This is a genomic window from Limimaricola sp. G21655-S1, assembly GCF_027213785.1.
Lineage (GTDB): Bacteria > Pseudomonadota > Alphaproteobacteria > Rhodobacterales > Rhodobacteraceae > Limimaricola.
Genome location: NZ_JAPWGO010000001.1, coordinates 318,299 through 336,270 on the forward strand (window position 1 = coordinate 318,299; position 17,972 = coordinate 336,270).

General features: G+C 70.3%; 21 protein-coding genes. 5 read left to right on the top strand and 16 right to left on the bottom strand.

Annotation, left to right across the window (positions count from 1 at the left end):
* Positions 1–63 precede the first annotated feature (63 nt).
* The 3 genes from O4G76_RS01620 to argH are packed head-to-tail and all read right to left on the bottom strand — an operon-like array spanning position 64 to position 1,882.
* Positions 64–372 (bottom strand): DUF2834 domain-containing protein, encoded by a 309-nt coding sequence (locus O4G76_RS01620; RefSeq protein WP_085896213.1) that lies wholly within the window; start codon positions 370–372, stop codon positions 64–66.
* Positions 369–497, bottom strand: a complete 129-nt coding sequence (locus O4G76_RS01625) for a hypothetical protein (protein ID WP_269395672.1) — start codon at positions 495–497, stop codon at positions 369–371. The genes O4G76_RS01620 and O4G76_RS01625 overlap by 4 nt, the downstream gene beginning before the upstream one ends.
* Positions 494–1,882, bottom strand: coding sequence for an argininosuccinate lyase (gene argH / locus O4G76_RS01630; protein WP_269395673.1), 1,389 nt, complete (start codon positions 1,880–1,882; stop codon positions 494–496). The genes O4G76_RS01625 and argH overlap by 4 nt, the downstream gene beginning before the upstream one ends.
* Positions 1,883–1,906: 24 nt before the next feature.
* On the opposite strand from argH, the gene O4G76_RS01635 reads away from it, so the two are divergent.
* A complete protein-coding gene (locus O4G76_RS01635) occupies positions 1,907–2,464 on the top strand; it encodes a TlpA disulfide reductase family protein (RefSeq protein WP_269395674.1) in 558 nt (185 codons plus the stop codon).
* A gap of 115 nt (positions 2,465–2,579) precedes the next feature.
* On the opposite strand, the gene O4G76_RS01640 is transcribed toward O4G76_RS01635, so the two are convergent.
* A complete protein-coding gene (locus tag O4G76_RS01640) occupies positions 2,580–3,149 on the bottom strand; it encodes a YqgE/AlgH family protein (protein ID WP_269395675.1) in 570 nt (189 codons plus the stop codon).
* Between the two features lie 117 nt (positions 3,150–3,266).
* On the opposite strand from O4G76_RS01640, the gene O4G76_RS01645 reads away from it, so the two are divergent.
* Positions 3,267–4,061, top strand: coding sequence for a protein-disulfide reductase DsbD domain-containing protein (locus O4G76_RS01645; protein WP_269395676.1), 795 nt, complete (start codon positions 3,267–3,269; stop codon positions 4,059–4,061).
* A gap of 7 nt (positions 4,062–4,068) precedes the next feature.
* Here the strand turns inward: O4G76_RS01645 and moaB are convergent, their stop codons facing one another.
* From moaB to ubiA, 6 genes are all read right to left on the bottom strand, one after another.
* Positions 4,069–4,596 (bottom strand): molybdenum cofactor biosynthesis protein B, encoded by a 528-nt coding sequence (gene moaB, locus O4G76_RS01650; RefSeq protein WP_269395677.1) that lies wholly within the window; start codon positions 4,594–4,596, stop codon positions 4,069–4,071.
* Positions 4,597–4,598: 2 nt separating this feature from the next.
* The gene (locus O4G76_RS01655) at positions 4,599–5,216 is read right to left on the bottom strand and encodes a LysE family translocator (protein WP_269395678.1); all 618 of its coding nucleotides are present in this window, start codon (positions 5,214–5,216) and stop codon (positions 4,599–4,601) included.
* Positions 5,213–6,004, bottom strand: coding sequence for a uracil-DNA glycosylase (locus O4G76_RS01660; protein WP_269395679.1), 792 nt, complete (start codon positions 6,002–6,004; stop codon positions 5,213–5,215). The genes O4G76_RS01655 and O4G76_RS01660 overlap by 4 nt, the downstream gene beginning before the upstream one ends.
* A gap of 143 nt (positions 6,005–6,147) precedes the next feature.
* Positions 6,148–6,474 (bottom strand): hypothetical protein, encoded by a 327-nt coding sequence (locus O4G76_RS01665; protein WP_085896206.1) that lies wholly within the window; start codon positions 6,472–6,474, stop codon positions 6,148–6,150.
* 10 nt (positions 6,475–6,484) lie between these two features.
* Positions 6,485–8,473 carry an OmpA family protein gene (locus O4G76_RS01670; protein WP_269395680.1) on the bottom strand — a complete coding sequence of 663 codons (1,989 nt, stop codon included), beginning with the start codon at positions 8,471–8,473 and terminating at the stop codon, positions 6,485–6,487.
* A gap of 58 nt (positions 8,474–8,531) precedes the next feature.
* Positions 8,532–9,500, bottom strand: coding sequence for a 4-hydroxybenzoate octaprenyltransferase (gene ubiA / locus O4G76_RS01675; RefSeq protein WP_269395681.1), 969 nt, complete (start codon positions 9,498–9,500; stop codon positions 8,532–8,534).
* A gap of 12 nt (positions 9,501–9,512) precedes the next feature.
* Between ubiA and O4G76_RS01680 the strand changes: the two genes are divergently transcribed.
* The 3 genes from O4G76_RS01680 (at position 9,513) to O4G76_RS01690 (ending at position 12,302) form a co-directional block, all read left to right on the top strand.
* A complete protein-coding gene (locus tag O4G76_RS01680) occupies positions 9,513–10,232 on the top strand; it encodes a 16S rRNA (uracil(1498)-N(3))-methyltransferase (protein WP_269395682.1) in 720 nt (239 codons plus the stop codon).
* Between the two features lie 69 nt (positions 10,233–10,301).
* Entirely contained in the window at positions 10,302–10,817 is a 516-nt protein-coding gene (locus O4G76_RS01685; RefSeq protein WP_269395683.1) for a hypothetical protein, read from the top strand.
* 114 nt (positions 10,818–10,931) lie between these two features.
* Positions 10,932–12,302, top strand: coding sequence for a glutamate--cysteine ligase (locus O4G76_RS01690; RefSeq protein WP_269395684.1), 1,371 nt, complete (start codon positions 10,932–10,934; stop codon positions 12,300–12,302).
* Positions 12,303–12,332: 30 nt separating this feature from the next.
* Here the strand turns inward: O4G76_RS01690 and O4G76_RS01695 are convergent, their stop codons facing one another.
* The 6 genes from O4G76_RS01695 to O4G76_RS01720 form a co-directional block, all read right to left on the bottom strand.
* Positions 12,333–12,641: a TM2 domain-containing protein gene (locus tag O4G76_RS01695; RefSeq protein WP_269395685.1), complete on the bottom strand. Its 309-nt coding sequence runs from the start codon at positions 12,639–12,641 to the stop codon at positions 12,333–12,335.
* A 104-nt stretch (positions 12,642–12,745) separates the two neighbouring features.
* Positions 12,746–13,351, bottom strand: coding sequence for a glycerol-3-phosphate 1-O-acyltransferase PlsY (gene plsY, locus O4G76_RS01700; protein WP_269395686.1), 606 nt, complete (start codon positions 13,349–13,351; stop codon positions 12,746–12,748).
* On the bottom strand, positions 13,351–14,625 hold the full coding sequence (gene pyrC, locus O4G76_RS01705) for a dihydroorotase (protein ID WP_269395687.1): 1,275 nt from the start codon (positions 14,623–14,625) through the stop codon (positions 13,351–13,353). Before pyrC ends, plsY begins: the two co-directional genes overlap by 1 nt.
* Entirely contained in the window at positions 14,622–15,578 is a 957-nt protein-coding gene (locus O4G76_RS01710) for an aspartate carbamoyltransferase catalytic subunit (protein WP_085896197.1), read from the bottom strand. Before O4G76_RS01710 ends, pyrC begins: the two co-directional genes overlap by 4 nt.
* A 77-nt stretch (positions 15,579–15,655) precedes the next feature.
* Positions 15,656–16,996, bottom strand: a complete 1,341-nt coding sequence (gene chrA / locus O4G76_RS01715) for a chromate efflux transporter (RefSeq protein WP_269395688.1) — start codon at positions 16,994–16,996, stop codon at positions 15,656–15,658.
* Positions 16,993–17,814 carry a chromate resistance protein ChrB domain-containing protein gene (locus O4G76_RS01720; RefSeq protein ID WP_269395689.1) on the bottom strand — a complete coding sequence of 274 codons (822 nt, stop codon included), beginning with the start codon at positions 17,812–17,814 and terminating at the stop codon, positions 16,993–16,995. The genes chrA and O4G76_RS01720 overlap by 4 nt, the downstream gene beginning before the upstream one ends.
* Positions 17,815–17,972 lie beyond the last annotated feature (158 nt).

Here is a 17,972-nt window from a genome sequence, read left to right on the forward strand (position 1 = left end):
TGCTGCTCCGCGCCGCCTCTTAGCAGATCGCGGCGCGATCCCAAGCCCCGCGATGCCGCATCCTCAGCCGAGCGGTCGGGTCCGCAGGAACAAGAACAGCGGCAATCCGCAGCCGATGCCGATCAGGAAGGTGGCGGGGATCGCCGCCAGCGCCTCCCAGTTGCGGCGCACCCGCACCTCGGAGAGAATCCAGAGCGTTAGCGCCACGGCGGCGATGGTGGCGTCCCACATCAGCCCGGTCGTCGCCGGGTTGGCGCGCCAGGCCGCGAACAGCCCGGACCAGGAATAGCCGTTCTGCGCGAACCATGCGATGAACCAGCGCGTCGGATGCAGCGCGCCCCAGACCGCGAGCGCCAGCCAGACCCATCTCACGGCGCGCCCCCGAGGCGGCGGTCTATCCCGGTCTCGCCATAGCTCAGCACCGCGCCGGGCGCCTCGGGCACGCCGCCCGCGCCGCAACCGGCCAGCAACATAAGCGCCAGCAGCGTGAGCTTCACCTGAGCGCGTCCCGCCAGCGCGCGATCTGGGCGCGAACATTGGCGGGCGCGGTGCCGCCATAGGCGGTGCGCGACGCCACCGAGTTCTCGACCGTCAGCACGCCGAACACATCTTCGGTGATGCCCTCGTGCACGGCCTTCATGTCCTCGATCGTCAGCTCCGGCAGGTCGCAGCCCTTCTCCTCGGCCCGCGCCACCAGCGACCCGGTGACGTAATGCGCGTCGCGGAAGGGCAGGCCCAGCTCGCGCACCAGCCAGTCGGCGAGATCGGTCGCGGTGGAAAAGCCAGAAGCCGCGGCGGCGCGCAGATTGTCGGGCTGGGCGGTCATGTCGGCCACCATGCCGGTCATCGCCGCCAGCGACAGCAACAGGTTGTCGGCGGCGTCGAAGACCTGCTCCTTGTCCTCCTGCATGTCCTTGCCATAGGCCAGCGGCAGCCCCTTCATCACCGTCATCAGCGCGACGTTGGCGCCCATGATCCGGCCGATCTTGGCGCGGATCAGCTCGGCGGCGTCGGGGTTGCGCTTTTGCGGCATGATCGAGGAGCCGGTCGACCAGCGGTCCGACATGGCAACGAAGCGGAACTGCGCCGAGGACCAGATCACAAGCTCTTCGGAGAGCCGCGACAGATGCATCGCGCAGATCGTCGCCGCCGACAGGAACTCCAGCGCGAAATCGCGGTCCGACACCGCGTCGAGGCTGTTGGCCATGGGCCGGTCGAAGCCGAGCGCCTGCGCCGTCGCCTCGCGGTCGATCGGGAAGGAGGTGCCGGCCAGCGCCGCGGCGCCGAGCGGGCTTTCGTTCATCAGCGCGCGGGCATTGGCGAAACGGGTGCGGTCGCGGCCGAACATCTCCACATAGGCCATCATGTGATGACCCCATGTCACCGGCTGCGCGGTCTGCAGGTGGGTGAAGCCCGGCATCACCCAGTCGGCCCCGGCCTCGGCCTGCCCAAGCAGCGCCTCGATCAGCGCGGTGAGCGCGTCCTGCGCGGCATCGCACTGGTCGCGGACCCACAGACGCAGGTCGGTCGCGACCTGGTCATTGCGCGAGCGGGCGGTGTGCAGCCGGCCGGCGGGCTCGCCGATCAGCTGCTTGAGCCGCGCCTCGACGTTCATGTGGATGTCCTCGAGCGCGGTCGAGAATTCGAAGCTGCCGCCTTCGATCTCTGACAAGACCGTGAGAAGGCCTTTCCTGATCTCTTCCGCATCCTTAGCATCGATGATGCCCTGCGCCGCCAGCATCGCGGCATGGGCCCGGGAGCCTTCGATATCCTGCGGCGCGAGACGCCGGTCGTAGCCGATCGAGGCGTTGATCGCCTCCATGATCGCGTCCGGCCCGGCGGCGAAACGGCCGCCCCACATCGCGTTGGAGCTCTCGGTCATCTTTGGGTCCTCGAAGGAAGTCACATGCGCAGCGTCGTTCTCATCGGTCTTTACATGGCGGCAACGAGCCTTGCAAACGCCGGCCCCGCCGACATCGAGGCGCTGCGCGAAGGCGATATGCGCAAGCTCGCGGTGCATGCCGAGCCACAGCGCGGCTCCGACGTCGCCTTCGAAAGCGAGGATGGCGGCGAGATCACCCTGGCCGAATACGAGGGCAAGCCGGTGCTGGTGAATTTCTGGGCCACCTGGTGCGCGCCCTGCCGGGTCGAGATGCCGCAACTCGCGGCGCTGCAGGACGAGTATGGCGGCGAGGATTTCGAGGTCGTCACCATCGCCACTGGCCGGAACGATCCGGCCAGCATGGAGCGGTTTCTCACTGAGATCGGCGCCGAGACCCTGCCGCGCCACAAGGATCCCAGACAGGCTCTGGCGCGCGATTTCGGCGTGCTCGGCCTGCCGGTGACGCTGATCCTTGATGCCGAAGGCCGCGAGATCGGGCGCCTTCAGGGCGAGGCGGACTGGTCCTCGGACAGCGCGCGCGCCATCGTCGAGGCGCTGATTGCCGAAGGGCAGGAGGGCTGAACCGTCGGGATTTGCGTATTTGAAGAACAAAGTAGCCAAGGACTGCGCCACATGGCCACTTTGTTCCGAAAATACGCATGGCGGCCGGGCGGGGGCCCGGCGCGTCGTTCTCGGGTCAGGCGGTGCCGGAGGTCGGTGACAGACTCAACGGATCGATACCGAGCCCCTTGAGCGCGGCGGCCCATTTATGCTCGTTGGCGCGACCGAACACCACGGCGTGCTGCGCTTCGCCGATCAGCCAACCATTCTGCGCCAGCTCGCTCTCGAGCTGGCCGGGTCCCCAGCCGGCATAGCCCAGCGCCAAAAGCGATGATTTCGGGCCGCGCCCATGGGCGATCTCCTCGAGCACGTCGAGCGTCGCGGTCATCGCCGTGCCCTCGTCGACCTGCAGCGTGCCCTGGTCGGAGGCGTAATCCGTCGTGTGCAGCACGAAGCCGCGGCTTTCCTCGACCGGGCCGCCCAGATGCACGCGGATGTCGCGCAGGCCGGGATCGGGCGTGATCTCCAGCTGCTCAAGCAGATCGCTGAACCGCACCTCGGTGGCAGGCTTGTTGACGATCAGGCCCATCGCCCCTTCGTCCGAATGGGCGCAGATGAAGATCACCGCGTGATCGAAGCGCGGGTCGCCCATGCCGGGCATCGCGATGAGGAGCTTGCCGCTCAGATCGGGGTTCAGGGCTTTCATGCCTTCAGAATGTGGTGCATGGGCCACGCGATCAAGAGGGGGCACACGTCGCTCTCGCGTCGACGTGACTTTCCTTCGATCCGCGGGCGCGGCATCACTGCTGTCATGAACAGCCGAATGCCCCTGTCCCCGCTTGCCGTCCTGATCGCCCTGTCCATTCCCGTGGCGGCATCCGCCGGGCCGGTCGACGACATCGTCCGGCTGGATCTTCTGCCGGGCTGGCGGACGGGCGAGGGCACGCAGTTGGCCGGCTTTCGGATCAGCCTCGCGCCGGGATGGAAGACCTATTGGCGCGCCCCGGGCGAGGCGGGCATCCCGCCCCGGATCGACTGGAACGGCTCGGAGAACATCGCCGGCGCCGCGTTCCGATGGCCGGTGCCGGAGGTGTTCGAGATCGGCGGCTACGAGACCTACGGCTATTCCGACCAAGTGGTCCTGCCGGTGGAAATCGCGCCCGCGCGGGCGGGCGCGCCGATGCGCATTGAAGGACGCCTTGAGATCGGGGTCTGCCAGGAGGTCTGCGTGCCGGTTTCGCTCGATTTCGCGGCCGATCTGCCGCGGACGGGGCAGCGCGATCCGACCCTCGCGCTGGCCTTGGCCGACCGGGCGCACACGCCGGCCGAGGCCGGGGTCGGACCGGCGCGCTGCAGCGTCGCGCCGACCGGCGAGGGGCTGTCGCTCACCGCGACGCTTCCGGCGATGCCCGGAGCCCGGGCCGTGGTGGTGGAGACCGGCGACGACGCACTCTGGGCGGCGCCGGTCGAGATGCGCCGCGACGGCGGTGCCGTCGTCGCCAGCACTCGAATCTCCCATGTCTCCGGCGCCCCGGTGGCGCTCGATCGCTCGGCGCTGGTGCTGACGATGATCGGCGAGGGCGAGGCGGTGGAGTTCAGGGGCTGCGCCCCGACCTAGGTCCGGATCACTTGCGCCGCAGATGTTCGTCGAGCCGCGGCAGGATCTCCACGAAATTGCAGGGGCGGTGGCGGTAGTCGAGCTGACGCTCGAGGATCTCGTCCCAAGCGTCCCGGCAGGCCGAGGGCGAACCGGGCAGGGCGAACAGATAGGTGCCCATGGCGACGCCGCCGGTGGCCCGGCTCTGGACGGCCGAGGTGCCGATCTTGTTCATCGAGACGATGGTGAAGACCGTGCCGAAGGCGTCGATCTCCTTTTCGTAGACGTCGCGATGCGCCTCGACCGTCACGTCGCGCCCGGTCAACCCGGTGCCACCGGTGGAGATCACCACGTCGATTTCCGGATCGGCACACCATTTTCGCAGTGTCTCGGCGATGGCGGCACGGTCGTCGCGCAGTATCTCGCGCGCCGCCAGCACGTGCCCCGCCGCGCCGAGTCGTTCGACCAGCGTGTCACCGGAGCGGTCGTCGGAGGCATCTCGCGTGTCGCTCACCGTCAGGATGGCGATGCGGACAGGCAGGAAATCTCGATCCATGATCAGGCCTTTGGCAGGAGGGCGAGGCGCAGCGCAAGCGCCGCGAAGATCGAGGCCGAGACGCGGCCCAGCCAGCGATTGAACCCCGCCGACCCGGCGAGGCGGCGGCCGATGCCGCCGGCGAGGACGCCGACCGCGCCGTTGACCACCAGCCCGCCCAGCGACAGCACCGCGCCGAGCGCAAGGAATTGCGGCAGCACCGGGCGGGCGGGGTCGGTGAATTGCGGCAGGAAGGCCAGCACGAAGAGGATCACCTTGGGGTTGGTGAGATTGACCGCGAGACCCTGTCGAAAGGCGCGCGCCGGGCGCACGGCCGGGATCTCTGTCGCCGCGCCATCGCCCCGCAGGGCAGTCGCGGCGAGCCAGAGAAGATAGCCGACACCGATCCAGCGGATCGCGTCGAAAAGCCATGGCATCGCCGCCACGGCGGCGCCGAGCCCGAGCCCCGCCAGCGTCACGTGACCCATCACCGCCAGCCCGATGCCGGCATCAGCGGCCAGCGCCGCGCGCGGCCCGCCGCGCAGGCCCTGACCCAAACAGAACATCATGTCGGCCCCCGGCGTCAGGTTGAGCGCGAGCGCCGCCGGAAGAAATGCCAGCAGCACGATGGGATCGATCATGCCGTGCCTCCGTCGAGACGTGCCTTCAAGGCCAGAAGGTCGGCCCAGGCCTCGCGCTTGGCCACCGGGTTGGCGATCAGATGCGCGGGCGAGAAGATCGGCAGGGCCGGCCGGCCCGAAAGTTCGGTCCAGCGGCCGCGCAGGCGGTGCAGCCCGCCACCCTTGATCAGCGCGGCGCAGGCGACCGAGCCCATGATCACGACGACATCCGGATCGGCCAGCGCGACATGCCGGTCGAGGAAGGGCCGCATCATCGCGAGATCCTTGGGATCGGGGGCGCGGTCACCCGGGATCCGCCAAGGCAGCACCGGCGCCATGTAGACCGCGCGCTCCGCGTCGGGCGCCTCGGCGGAGAGGCCGATGGCGGAGAGCATCCGCTCCAGCAGCACGGCGGCGGGGCCGGCCACCGGCGTGCCGGCACGGTCCTCCTCGCGATGCGGCGGATCGAGAAGCAACATCACGCGGGCACCGGCCCGGCCGCCCGCGAAGACGAAGCTGCGCGCGCCGCGCCGCAGGTCGCAGGGTTCGAACCCCTCCATCGCGGCGGCGAGCGCCTCGAGATCGGGCGCGGCCTCGGCGGCGGCATGGGCCAGTGCCACCGGATCCGGCTCCTCGATGCGAACCGGCCCGGGGGCGGCAACCGCGCCGGAAGCAGGGGTCACGGCCGGGCGGCTATCGGTGAGCGTATAGCGGTCGAGCGGCGCGTCGAGCATCGCCTCGTCCGCCCCCATCTCGATCTGCCAGTCGAGAAGCGCCCGTGCGCTCCAGTAATCCAGTGCCGATTCCATGGGGCGCAGGCTATGCCGGATCGCGCCGGGATGGCAGGGGGCGAATGGGCCCGATGAACGGTGTGCCGCCCCTGTTCATCTTTCTTCAAATACGCATGGCGACCGGCCCGATGCCGATGCGCCGGTTCGGCCTTCCGGGTGCCTCAGCCGACGTTGTGACGTTCGATCCAGCCGCGCAGGTCCTCGGCCTCGTGGCGCGCCTCGCGCAGCGCTTCCATGGCGGCACGCAGCTCGGCCTCGGACTGCTTGAGCTGGCCGGTCAGCTCGGCCTCGCGTTCCTCCACATAGGAGATCGCCTGGTCGCGCGTCTCCTCGGCCTCGTGCAGCGCCTGCGCCATCCGGTCCAGCTCGCCGATATCGGCGCGGGTGACGCGGGTGAAGCGGTTCACCAGCCAGCTGGCGAACCAGCCTAGCGCGAAGGCGGCGAAGAGGATGACCGCCGTGGCGATGATGAACTCGGTTCTGTTCACGTCCCTGTCCCTACTCGTCTTCCTCGTCTGAGGGTCGTGCCCTCGGCCCGGTTCCGGGCTTTTCCATCGGCTGCGGCGCTGCGGCCGTATCCTCGTCCGTTTCGGCCTCGGCTTCGGTATCGGCCTCGCCATCCGCCTCCGCCGCGGCTTCGGTCTCGGTCTTGTTTTCAGTCTCGTCTTCGGTCGCGGCCTGCGCGCCCGAAAGGCGGAACTCGATACGGCGGTTGGCCTCGCGGCCCGCCGAGGTGTCGTTGTCGGCGATCGGGTCCGCTTCGCCATAGCCCACCGCGGTGAAACCCGCCACCGGCACCCGGGCGCGGCGCAGCGCCTCGACCACCGCGTCGGCGCGCTCCTGGCTCAGCTCGAGGTTCATCTCGTCGCGGCCCTGGCTGTCGGTATAGCCCGCCACCTCGATCTCGAGCTCCGGGCAGCGGCGCACGATCTCGGCGATGTCGTCGATCACCGGGCGCGCCTCGGCGGTGATCGAGGCCGATCCCGCGTCGAAGGTGATCTTGGTATCGGCGGTCACGAAGGCGATCTGGCGCAGGCATTCCTCGGGCGAGGGCAGGCCGGCGATCGGGTCGAGCTCTTCGCGATAGCTCACGTCGATGTCGTACTTGGCGCCCTGGCCGAGCTTCTCAGCCATCAGCCCGGCGATGTCGGCGGCGGCGCTCTTGCGGCCGGTCAGACCGCTGACCGCGACATTGTCCGGGCCGACGGCGAGGCGGCCCTCGGAGAGAAGCGACAGCGCGTCGAGACCGGTCAGTACCCGCACCGACCAGTCGCCCGGCAGCCCATCGGTCACCCGCGTCGCCACGGCGAGGCCGTCGCCGCCAAAGCGGGCCCGGGCGAAGTTCTCGACCGTGGTGCTGGCCAGCTGGTCGGGCAATCGGCCACTCAGGCGCAGCGCCCCGTCCTCGGCGAGGATGGCGTTGAATTCGGGGGCGCCTTCGGGACGCGCCTCGGGCGCCTCCGGCAGCACCGCCTCGAGCGCGAAGAAATCGGGCAGCTCGGTCTCGAGCTGCGCCGCCGCGCGGTCGAAAGCGGCGGCATCGGTGCCCTGCGCCGCGACCAGCGAGACGTCGGCATCCGAGAAGGTGACGCTGCCGCCGCCGATCTCGGCCAGCGCGGCGATGGCGCGCGAGACCGCCTCGCCCCATTCATCCGAGGGCACGCCCAGCCCGAGGATGCAGTCGATCTCGCCCTTGGCGCCGGCCGCCTCGGCGGCGGCGATGATGGCGGCCTGTGCTTCGGCGGTGTCGGCCGAGCAGGCGTCGAAGCGGGCGCCGTCCTCGTCGATCACGAAACGGGCGGTGAAGGGGGTGATCACCGGGCGGGGCGCCGAGATCCGCAGCGCCAGGCGCACGGTGTCGGGCTTGAGCCGCGCCAGCTCGCTCTCCAGCTTGCGCTGCGCCTCGGGGCTTTCCGAAATCGCCTCGACCCGGACCCGGCCGGGCCGCACCGAGAGCTTGGAATGCGGCAGCGTCTGCAGCGCCCGGCCCGCATAGCGCAGCGCCGAGGCCCAGTGCTCGGGCACCGGGTGGTCCGCGACGTCGAGCAGGTCGGTCACCGGCAGCCCGTCGGCGGCGCGCTCCATCTCGGCGATCAGCGCCGCGCGGTCGGTACCGGCCGGGATCAGGCCGATCAGCGACACGCCGCTGTCGTTGCGCAGGATCTCGACCGCGAAATCGGGCGGCGGCGGCGTCTCGGCCTCGACCACCCGCATGTTGTCGATCACCCGGCTCGCATCGACCACGCCGCCCGCCGCCGACATCGCCCGGAACCGGATCGCCTCGGTCGGGGCGGCGCCTTCGATCACCACCTGCAGCCCGTCGGCCTGCACGCTGGCCCAGTCGTAACCTTGCGCGGCGAGCGCGGCGCGGACCTCGCTGGCCGAGACATCCTCGACCACGGCGACGGCGGTGCGCGCGGCGATGACCGAGACTCCGCCGGCGAGGGCGAAGGCGGAAATGACGGCGGCGATCGGAGGGAGGCGCATCTGGGGTCCGGGTCTGTGGCGGCCCGCGCCTTCTAGAGCGCAGGGGATGCCAGATCAATCACAGCGCCAGCGCGGCGGCGGAAAACAGCACGGGCAGGAGCCCGGCATCGCGGTTCGAACGGAACAGCCGCAGCAGCCCGGCATTGTCGGCAGGATCGAAGCGCGACAGCTGCCAGACCATGTGCCAGCCCATCGCCCAAGGCCCGCCCAGCGCCACCACCAGCGACAGCACCGACCGGTCCCGCGCGGCCAGCAGCACCGCGAGCCCCATCAGCAGCACCGTGGCCATCAGAAAGCCGCGCAGCCAGATCCGGGAGCGGTCGCCGAACAGGCGGGCGGTCGATTTCACGCCGATCAGAGCGTCGTCCTCGGCATCCTGATGCGCGTAGATCGTGTCGTAGAACAGCGTCCAGGCGATGCCCGATAGGTAGAGCGCCACCGGCGCCCATGACAGCGACCCGGTGAGCGCCGCCCAGGCCAGCAGCGCGCCCCAGTTGAAGGCGAGGCCCAGGAACACCTGCGGCCACCAGGTGAAGCGCTTGGCAAAGGGATAGATCGCCACCGGCACCAGCGAGGCGACGCCGAGCCAGATCGCGGCCCAGTCGAAGGTGAGCAGGATCACCAGCGACACCAGCGTCTGCGTCGCCATCCAGATCAGCGCCTGCACCACCCGCACCTGTCCCGACGGGATCGGGCGAGAGCGGGTGCGCGCGACCGAGCCGTCGATATGCCGGTCGGTCACGTCGTTCCAGGTGCAGCCCGCGCCGCGCATCAGGAAGGCGCCCAGCGCGCAGCCGATGGCGATCCACGCGCCCACGAGCCCGAAGCCGTCCGTCGCGAGCGCCGCCAGCAGCAGCCCCCACCAGCAGGGCAGCAGCAGCAGCCAGGTGCCGATCGGCCGGTCGGCGCGGCTCAGCCGCAGATAGGGGCGGGTGCGGCGCGGCGCGAGGCGATCCACCCAATTGCCGCGCGGCGCATCCGCGACGCTGCCCTCTTCGGCCTCTGGCATCCGATCCGCCGCTTTCATATGGTCCGCCCCATGGCATCCAAGGTCCGGCTGTTTGTAGATCACCCTCTGGCCGAAGGGCAAACCGTTCCGCTGGAGGCGGCGCAGGCGCATTACCTCTCAGGGGTGATGCGCCTGCCCGCGGGCAGCGTCATTTCCGTCTTCGACGGGCACTCGGGCGAGTTCGACGCCACCATCGCGCAGGCCGGCAAGCGCGGCGGCACGCTGGAGATCGGCGCGAAGACCAAGCCGTTCATGCCGCCGCCCGATCTCTGGCTGTGCTTTGCGCCGATCAAGAAGGCGCGCACCGACTTCATCGTCGAGAAGGCGGCCGAGATGGGGGCGGCGCGAATCCTGCCGGTGCTGACCGAGTTCACCAATTCCGAGCGGGTGCGAGTCGACCGGCTGCAGGCCCATGCCGTCGAAGCGGCCGAACAATGCGGCGGCACCTACGTGCCGCAGGTGGCCGAGCCGGTGAAGCTGGCGCGTCTGCTCGACGGCTGGCCCGGGGCGCGCAGGCTGATGTTCTGCGACGAGACGCTGGTGGGGGAAAGCGGGCGGTTGCCCGACGCCCCGGGGCCATGGGCGGTTCTGATCGGACCCGAGGGCGGGTTCTCGGACAAGGAGCGGGCACGGCTGCGCGGGCTGGAGGGGGCGCATCCCGTCAGCCTCGGGCCGCGCATCCTGCGCGCCGACACCGCGGCGGTCGCGGCCCTGACGCTCTGGCAGACCACGCTCGGGGACTGGCGGTGAGCCGCCCGGACCCGGTGCGCCCGGTCGTGGCCGGGTTTGCGTATTTGAAGAACAAAGTCGGGCAGGGCGATGGCTGACCTGCTGCGCCCGGAAGCGCGCGCGGCGCTGTGGCGCGGGCGCGAGGTGATCGTCGGGCTGGTCCTCGCCGGGCTCGGGCTCTGGTGGGCGCTCGCGAGCTTCGGCATCCTGCAATGGCTGGGCTGGGGGCTGGCCGCGCTGGGTGCCGGGCTGGTGATCGGCGGCGTGCAGCGCTGGCGCTTCCGGCAGGAGGGGCGGGGGCCGGGGCTCCTGAAGATCGACGAGGGCCGGGTCGCCTATATGGGGCCGCTGACCGGCGGCATGGTCGATCTCGACGAGGTCCGGCGGCTCAGGCTCGACCGGCGCGCGAAGCCGGCGCATTGGCTTTTGGAAACCGGCACCGAGGTTCTCGCGATCCCGGTCACCGCCGAGGGGGCGGAGGCGCTGTTCGACGCCTTCGCGGCACTGCCGGGGCTCAAGCGCGGCCGGATGATCGAGATGTTGAACGACGAGACGCGCGACGTGGTCACGATCTGGACTCGGCCGGCGCGGCTGACCGTGGTCTGATCTTCTGTGCGGCCGCGCATGGCCGGCCCGCGCGAAACCGGGTGTCGGCTCCATTGACTTATGGCCCCATGCGCGACACCTGTAGCCCCGCCTCGCGAGATAGGAGCCAGCGCCATGTCCATCCCTCAATCCGGCGGCGGGCCGATCGAGCATCATTCCCAGCTCGCCGAGTATCTGGCCAAGGGCTGCAAGCCCGAGAGCGACTGGCGCATCGGTACCGAGCACGAGAAATTCGGCTATTGCCGCGACAGCCTCAAGCCGCTGCCCTATGACGGGCCGCGCTCGATCCGCGCCATGCTCGAGGGGCTGCGCGACCGCTTCGGCTGGAGCCCAGTGGAAGAGCAGGGCAAGCTGATCGGGCTGGAGCGCGACGGCGCCAATATCAGCCTCGAGCCGGGCGGGCAGTTCGAGCTGTCCGGCGCGCCGCTCGAGACGATCCACCAGACCTGCGACGAGGTGAACAGCCACCTCGCCGAGGTGAAGAGCGTGGCCGACGAGATCGGCGTCGGCTTCATCGGGCTCGGCGCCGCGCCGGAATGGTCCGAGGCCGAGATGCCGATGATGCCGAAGGGCCGCTACCGGCTGATGACCGATTACATGGACCGCGTCGGCACCCACGGAAAGCAGATGATGTACCGCACCTGCACGGTACAGGTGAATCTCGACTTCTCCTCCGAGGCCGACATGGTCAAGAAGCTGCGCGTCGCGCTGGCGCTGCAGCCGGTGGCCACCGCGCTCTTCGCCAACTCGCCCTTCTTCGAGGGCAAGCCCAACGGCATGAAGTCGTGGCGTTCGCGGATCTGGCGTGGGCTCGACGATTCACGGACCGGCATGCTGCCCTTCGCCTTCGAGGAGGGCATGGGCTTCGAGCGCTACGTCGAATGGGTGCTCGATGTGCCGATGTATTTCGTCTACCGCGACGGCAAGTACATCGATGCGCTGGGCCAGTCGTTCCGCGATTTCCTGCGCGGCGAACTGCCGGCCCTGCCGGGCGAGAAGCCGACCCTGTCGGACTGGGCCGACCACCTGACCACGGTGTTCCCCGAGGCGAGGGTCAAGAAGTTCATCGAGATGCGCGGCGCCGATGGCGGCCCGTGGCGCCGGCTCTGCGCGCTGCCCGCCTTCTGGGTCGGGCTGACCTACGACGAGGGCGCGCTCGACGCGGCGTGGGATCTGGTGAAGGGCTGGGACGCCGAAACCCGCGAGGCGCTGCGCGTCGCGGCGGCCGAACAGGGATTGCAGGCGCAGGTCGGCGGGCTCTCGATGCACGACCTGGCGCGGCGGGCGGTGGAGATCGCCGAGGCCGGTCTCAAGGCCCGCGGGCGCCCGGGCGCCGGTGGCCTCGTGCCGGACGAGACGCATTTCCTCAACGCGCTGAGGGAAAGCGTGGAGACCGGGCGCACCCCCGCCGACGAGCTTCTGGCGGAGTATCATGGCGAATGGGGCGGCGATCTGAGCCGGATCTACGCGGCGCATTCCTATTGAGGCCGGTGGGCCGCGCCCAAGGGGGCGGCCTCAGTTCAGGAGCGGAAAGCCGTGGGTGGCGCTGCGCCGGTCGAGGGCGCGGCGCTGCGCGATCGCGTCGTTGTGGCGACGGATCATGGCCGGGAGTCGCGGCAGGTCGATCAGCAGCCAGATCGCGGTGACCGACAGGCCGACGATGGTGACGGCGAGCATCAGCATCATCGCGGCCGAGCCCTTGTAGCCCATGTAGAAACGATGCGCCCCGAACGGGCCGAGAAACAGCGCCAGCAGCAGCGCCGTGGACAGCGCCTTGGTTCCGTCAGGGGTCTCCGCATCCGTTTGCTGGGCGTCGTCCGTCATCATTTGCTCGATCCGCAGGCATCATTCTTGGGCGACGCCATCGGCGTGCCGCAGCGACCATCACCGCTCGGTGGGGGAGATGCAATTCCCGCGTGGGAAACAGGCTATTTCGCGCCGATCCGCGGCTCGGTGCCGGCGCGAAGCCGCGCGATGTTGGCGGCGTGGCGGGCATAGAGTATCATCGCCAGAACGAGGCTCAGCAGCACGATCCGCCCTTCGCCCAGAAGCAGCGAGTAAAGCGGCGCGAAGCCCGCCGCGAGCAGCGCCGCGAGCGAGGAGTAGCGAAAGGCGAAGGCCACGAGCAACCAGGTGGCGCAGGCCGCGAGGCCCACCGGCCAGCTCAGGGCGATCAGCAGGCCGAGGATCGTCGCCACCCCCTTGCCGCCGCGAAACCGCAGCCAGACCGGGTAGCAATGCCCGGCGAAGGCCGCGGCTCCGGCGATCTGCGCGGCGTCCTCGGCGGCGAAGATCCGTGCGAGGATCACGGCGGCGATCGCCTTGCCCGCGTCGAGCAGCAGCGTCGCGATGGCGGCGGCTTTCGAGCCGGTGCGCAGCACGTTGGTGGCGCCGATATTGCCCGAGCCGATGGCCCGCACGTCGCCCAGGCCCATGGCGCGGGTGATGATGAGACCGAAGGGGATGGAGCCCAAGAGGTAGCCGATCACCGCCCAGAGGAGCAGCAGGGCGGTCGTGGTATCCATCAGCGGCATCAGCGGGTCTCCGTCACGCTCCGACCTGCAACCCAGGTCCCGAGGACCCTGCCCTCGAGACGGGCGCCATCAAAGGGGGTGTTGCGCGATTTCGAGCGGAGTGTGGCCCGATCGAGCACGAAGGGCGCGTCCGGGTCGAACCAGACGAGATCGGCGGGCGCGCCCTTGGACAGTCGACCCGTTTCCAGCCCCAGCCGCTTCGACGGGTTGAGCGACAGCGCCCGGAACAGGCCCGGCAGGTCGATCACCCCGCCATGCACCAGCCGCATCGAGGCGGGCAGCAGCGTTTCCAGCCCCACGGCGCCGGAGGCCGCCTCCTCGAAGGGAAGGCGCTTGCTTTCCTCGTCCTGCGGCGTGTGCATCGAGCACAATATGTCGATGAGGCCGGAGGCCAGCGCCTCGCCCACCGCCATGCGGTCCTCCTCGGCCCGCAACGGCGGCTTGAGCTTGAAGAAGCTGCGGTAGTCGGCGACGTCGAGCTCGTTAAGCGTCAGGTGATGCACCGAGACGCCCGCCGTGATGTCGAGGCCGTTGTTCTTCGCCCGCTCCAGCGCCGGCAGGGCGCGGGCCGTGGTGATCTGGTCGGCGTGGTAGCGCGCCCGCGTCATCTCCAGGAGCGCGATGTCGCGGTCGAGCGCCATGCGCTCGGCCATGGGCGACACGCCCGGCAGGCCACGCAGCGAGGCGAACTTGCCGGAGGTCACGACGGCGCCGTTCGAGAGGCCCGGCTCCTGCACATGCGCCATCACCAGCGCATCCAGCGAACGCGCATAGGTCAGGGCGCGCGAGAACACCTTGGTGTCGGTGACGACCCGGTCGCAATCGGTGAAGGCCACCGCGCCCGCGTCGCGCAAAAACCCGATCTCGGTCATCTCGCGGCCCTCGCGGCCCTTGGTGAGGGCGGCCATCGGCAGCACCCGCACCGGGCTGTCCTCGCGGGCGCGACGGACCACGAATTCCAGCGTCTCGGGCGTGTCGATCGCGGGCAGGGTGTCGGGGCGGGTGACGATGGTGGTGACGCCGCCCGCCGCCGCGGCGCGGCCGGCCGAGGCGAAGCTCTCCTTGTGACGCTCGCCCGGCTCGGAGACCTTGACCCCGAGATCGACGATGCCCGGGGCGAGGCAATGGCCGCGGCAGTCGATCACCTCGGCCGCCTGCGGAAGATCGCCGCTCTTGATCACCGCCTCGATGCGGCCTCCCTCGACCAGCAGCGCGCCGCGTGTCTCGCCGCGCTCGGGATCGATCAGCCGGGCATTGGTGAAAAGGATGCTCATGCCATCACTCCGGTCTCTTGCCGCGCCGCGCGCGCGTTGCGCGCCAGCAGATCCATCGCCGCCATGCGCACCGCGACGCCCATCTCGACCTGTTCCTGGATCACGCTGCGATTGATGTCGTCGGCGATGGTGCCGTCGATCTCGACGCCCCGGTTCATCGGCCCGGGATGCATCACGATGGCGTCGGGCTTGGCATGCGCCAGCTTCGCGGCATCGAGCCCGTAGCGGTGGAAATATTCGCGCTCCGACGGGATGAAGCCGCCATCCATGCGCTCCTTCTGGAGCCTGAGCATCATCACCACGTCGACGTCCCGAAGCCCTTCTTCCATGTCATCGAACACCTCGACGCCGAACTCGGCCACGCCCGAGGGCATCAGGGTGGGGGGCGCGATGAGCCGGATGCGGTTCTCCATCTTGCCCAGGAGCATGATGTTCGAGCGCGCGACGCGGCTATGGGCGATGTCGCCGCAGATCGCGATCGACAGGCGGTGCAGCCGCCCCTTGGCGCGGCGGATCGTCAGCGCGTCGAGAAGCGCCTGCGTCGGGTGTTCGTGCCGCCCGTCGCCGGCGTTGAGCACCGAGCAGTTGACCTTCTGCGCCAGCAGATCGACCGCGCCGGAGTTCGGGTGCCGCACCACCAGCAGGTCGGGGCGCATCGCGTTCAGCGTCAGCGCGGTGTCGATCAGCGTCTCGCCCTTCTTCACCGAGCTGGCCTGCATCGCCATGTTCATCACGTCGGCCCCGAGCCGCTTGCCCGCGATCTCGAAGCTGGCCTGGGTGCGGGTCGAGTTCTCGAAGAACATGTTGATCTGGGTCAGCCCCGCCAGCACGTCGCGCGGGGCGCGGCCCTGCCGGTTCAGCTCGGCATAATGCTGGGCGGTGTCGAGAAGCTCGGTGATCTCGGTGGGGTGCAGGGGCTCGATCCCGAGCAGGTGGCGGGCGCGGAAGGTCATGTCAGGGGCTCCGGATGCTGCGCGCGCCTTATAGGGCGGGGGCGGCCCCGGGGTAAAGCGGCGCACCCCGCCGCCGGCTATCCCCCGAGGGTCGAGAGTACGATGCCGCAGGCCGAGCAGACCGCCAGCGTCAGCGGCACGCCCCGGTGCCAGCGCAGCAGGAGCAGCGCCGCCACCAGCACGATCAGGGCGCTGCGCCAGTCGAGGCTGGCCCAGTCGGGCAGCGCCAGCTCGACAGCCCCGGCACGCATCGTCCCGATGCGTTCGAACAGGACGTGCAGGCCGAACCAGACCGACAGGTTGGCGATCACCCCGACCACCGCCGCCGTCACCCCCGTCAGCGCCGCGCGCAGCACCGGCCGGGCCGAAATCGCGTCGATCCATGGCGCGCCGGCGAAGATCCACAGGAAGCAGGGCGCGAATGTCGCCCAGAGCGTGACCAGCGCGCCGCCCAAGCCCCAAAGCAGCGCCCCGCCACCTGCGGGCGCGGCCCGGTGCCCGGCGAGAAAGCCCACGAATTCGGTCACGAGGATCAACGGGCCGGGCGTGGTTTCGGCCAGCCCCAGCGCGTCGAGCATCTCGCCGGTGGTAAGCCAGCCCTGCGTGGCGACCGCTTCCTGGGTCATGTAGGCCAGCACCGCATAAGCGCCCCCGAAGGTGACCGTGGCCAGCACGGAGAAGAACCGGGCCATCTCGCCGAAGACCGGCGGGGCGATCGCGGCCACCGCGAGCAATGGCGCGGCCCATAGCGCAAGCCATGTGGCCGCGGTTCGGATCGTGGCGCGCACAGGCCGGGCGGGTCCGCCGCCGGGCGATGCGGCGGCCGGGCGGGGCCGTGTCTCGCCGTCCCGCAGGCGCAGCGCGCCCCAGATTGCCGCCGCGGCGATCACGAGCGGGTAGGGCACCGCGAAGACGAAGAGCGCGACGAAGGCCAGCGCCGCGATGACGAGAGCCTCGGTGCCGATCAGGGCGCGGCGGGCGACGCGCAGCAGCGCCTCGATCACGATCACCAGCACCGCCGCCTTGACGCCCATGAACAGCGCCGCGGTGACGGGCAGCGCGCCGAACCGGACATAGAGCGCCGCGAGGCAGGCGATCACCACCGCGCCGGGCAGCACGAAGAGCCCGCCGGCGATCAGCCCGCCGCGCACCCCGTGCATGCGCCAGCCCGCATAGGTGGCGAGCTGCATCGCCTCGGGGCCGGGCAGCAGCATGCAAAACGACAGCGCGTCGAGATATTGCCTCTCGGTGAGCCAGCGCCGTTCGTCGACGACCATCCGGTGCATCAGCGCGATCTGCGCCGCCGGTCCGCCGAAGGAGAGGATGCCGATACGCCACCAGACACGCGCCGCCTCGGCGAGGGTGGGGGCCGCGCCCGAGGCCGGGGCCCCGGAAGCGGGCGACAGCCCGCTCGTCATGACGGCCGCACGGCGGCGGCGGGCCAGTCATGACCCTCCTCCGTCGCGTCCCGTGCCCAGCGGTACAGGGCGTCGTAGAGCGTCATCCCGGCCTCCAATTGTGCCAAGTCGTCGCGATACATGCGCGACAGGCCGAGCGATAGCGCCAGCAGGCCCGCCGCCTCGGGCGCGAGGTCGTGCCGGTTCGTGTCGGCGCCCCGAATGATGGTCGCGACCCGCTCCAGCGGCGCGCTTTGCAGCCCGAAGGCATCGAGGACGGCGTCGAAGGAACAACGCTCCCCCGCATGGGTCAGCCCCGCCCCTTCGATGTCGAAGGGGACGGCGCCGAACCTCTCCGCCACCAGCGCCACATCCTCCGGCGGCACGAACAGGAAGCGGGCGCGCGGATCGACGAAGCGCCGCACCAGCCAAGGGCAGGCGATGCGGTCGATCTTGGGCCGATGCCGCGTGACCCAGAGGCTGCGCCCCTCGGCGTCGGGGGCGGGCATGGCGGCGGCCGCGACCATCGGGGCCTCCGCGTCGCGCCAGGCGAACTGCCCGCCTTCGAGCACTTCGCAGGCCACGCCTTCGACGCGCAGCAGCGCGGCCGCGCCTTGCGAGATCTTGCGCCCCTTCTGGCAGTAGACGACGGCGCGACGCCGGCGCAGCGCCGGCACCAGAGTCGCGACCTCTGCAAAGCGGTGCCGGAACGCGCCCGGGATCAGCCGCGGATCGGCGGCGAAATCCTCATCGGTGCGCAGGTCGATCAGCACGGGCGCGTCGGGCGTGCCGACGAGCCGCATGAGCTGTGACACGGTGATTTCGGTGGGTGAGGGCATCTGGCATCCTTTCCCGGCCGGGGGGCGGCCTTGCGGCAGGCCGAACCTGCCGGTCCAACGTGACGAGGATGCGAAACGGTGGCCTGAGCCTCACGAGGCGTCCGCGAGCCCCTTGGGCAAGATGATCGCAGAGCCGGCGCGCTGCCGCAAGTGCCGGG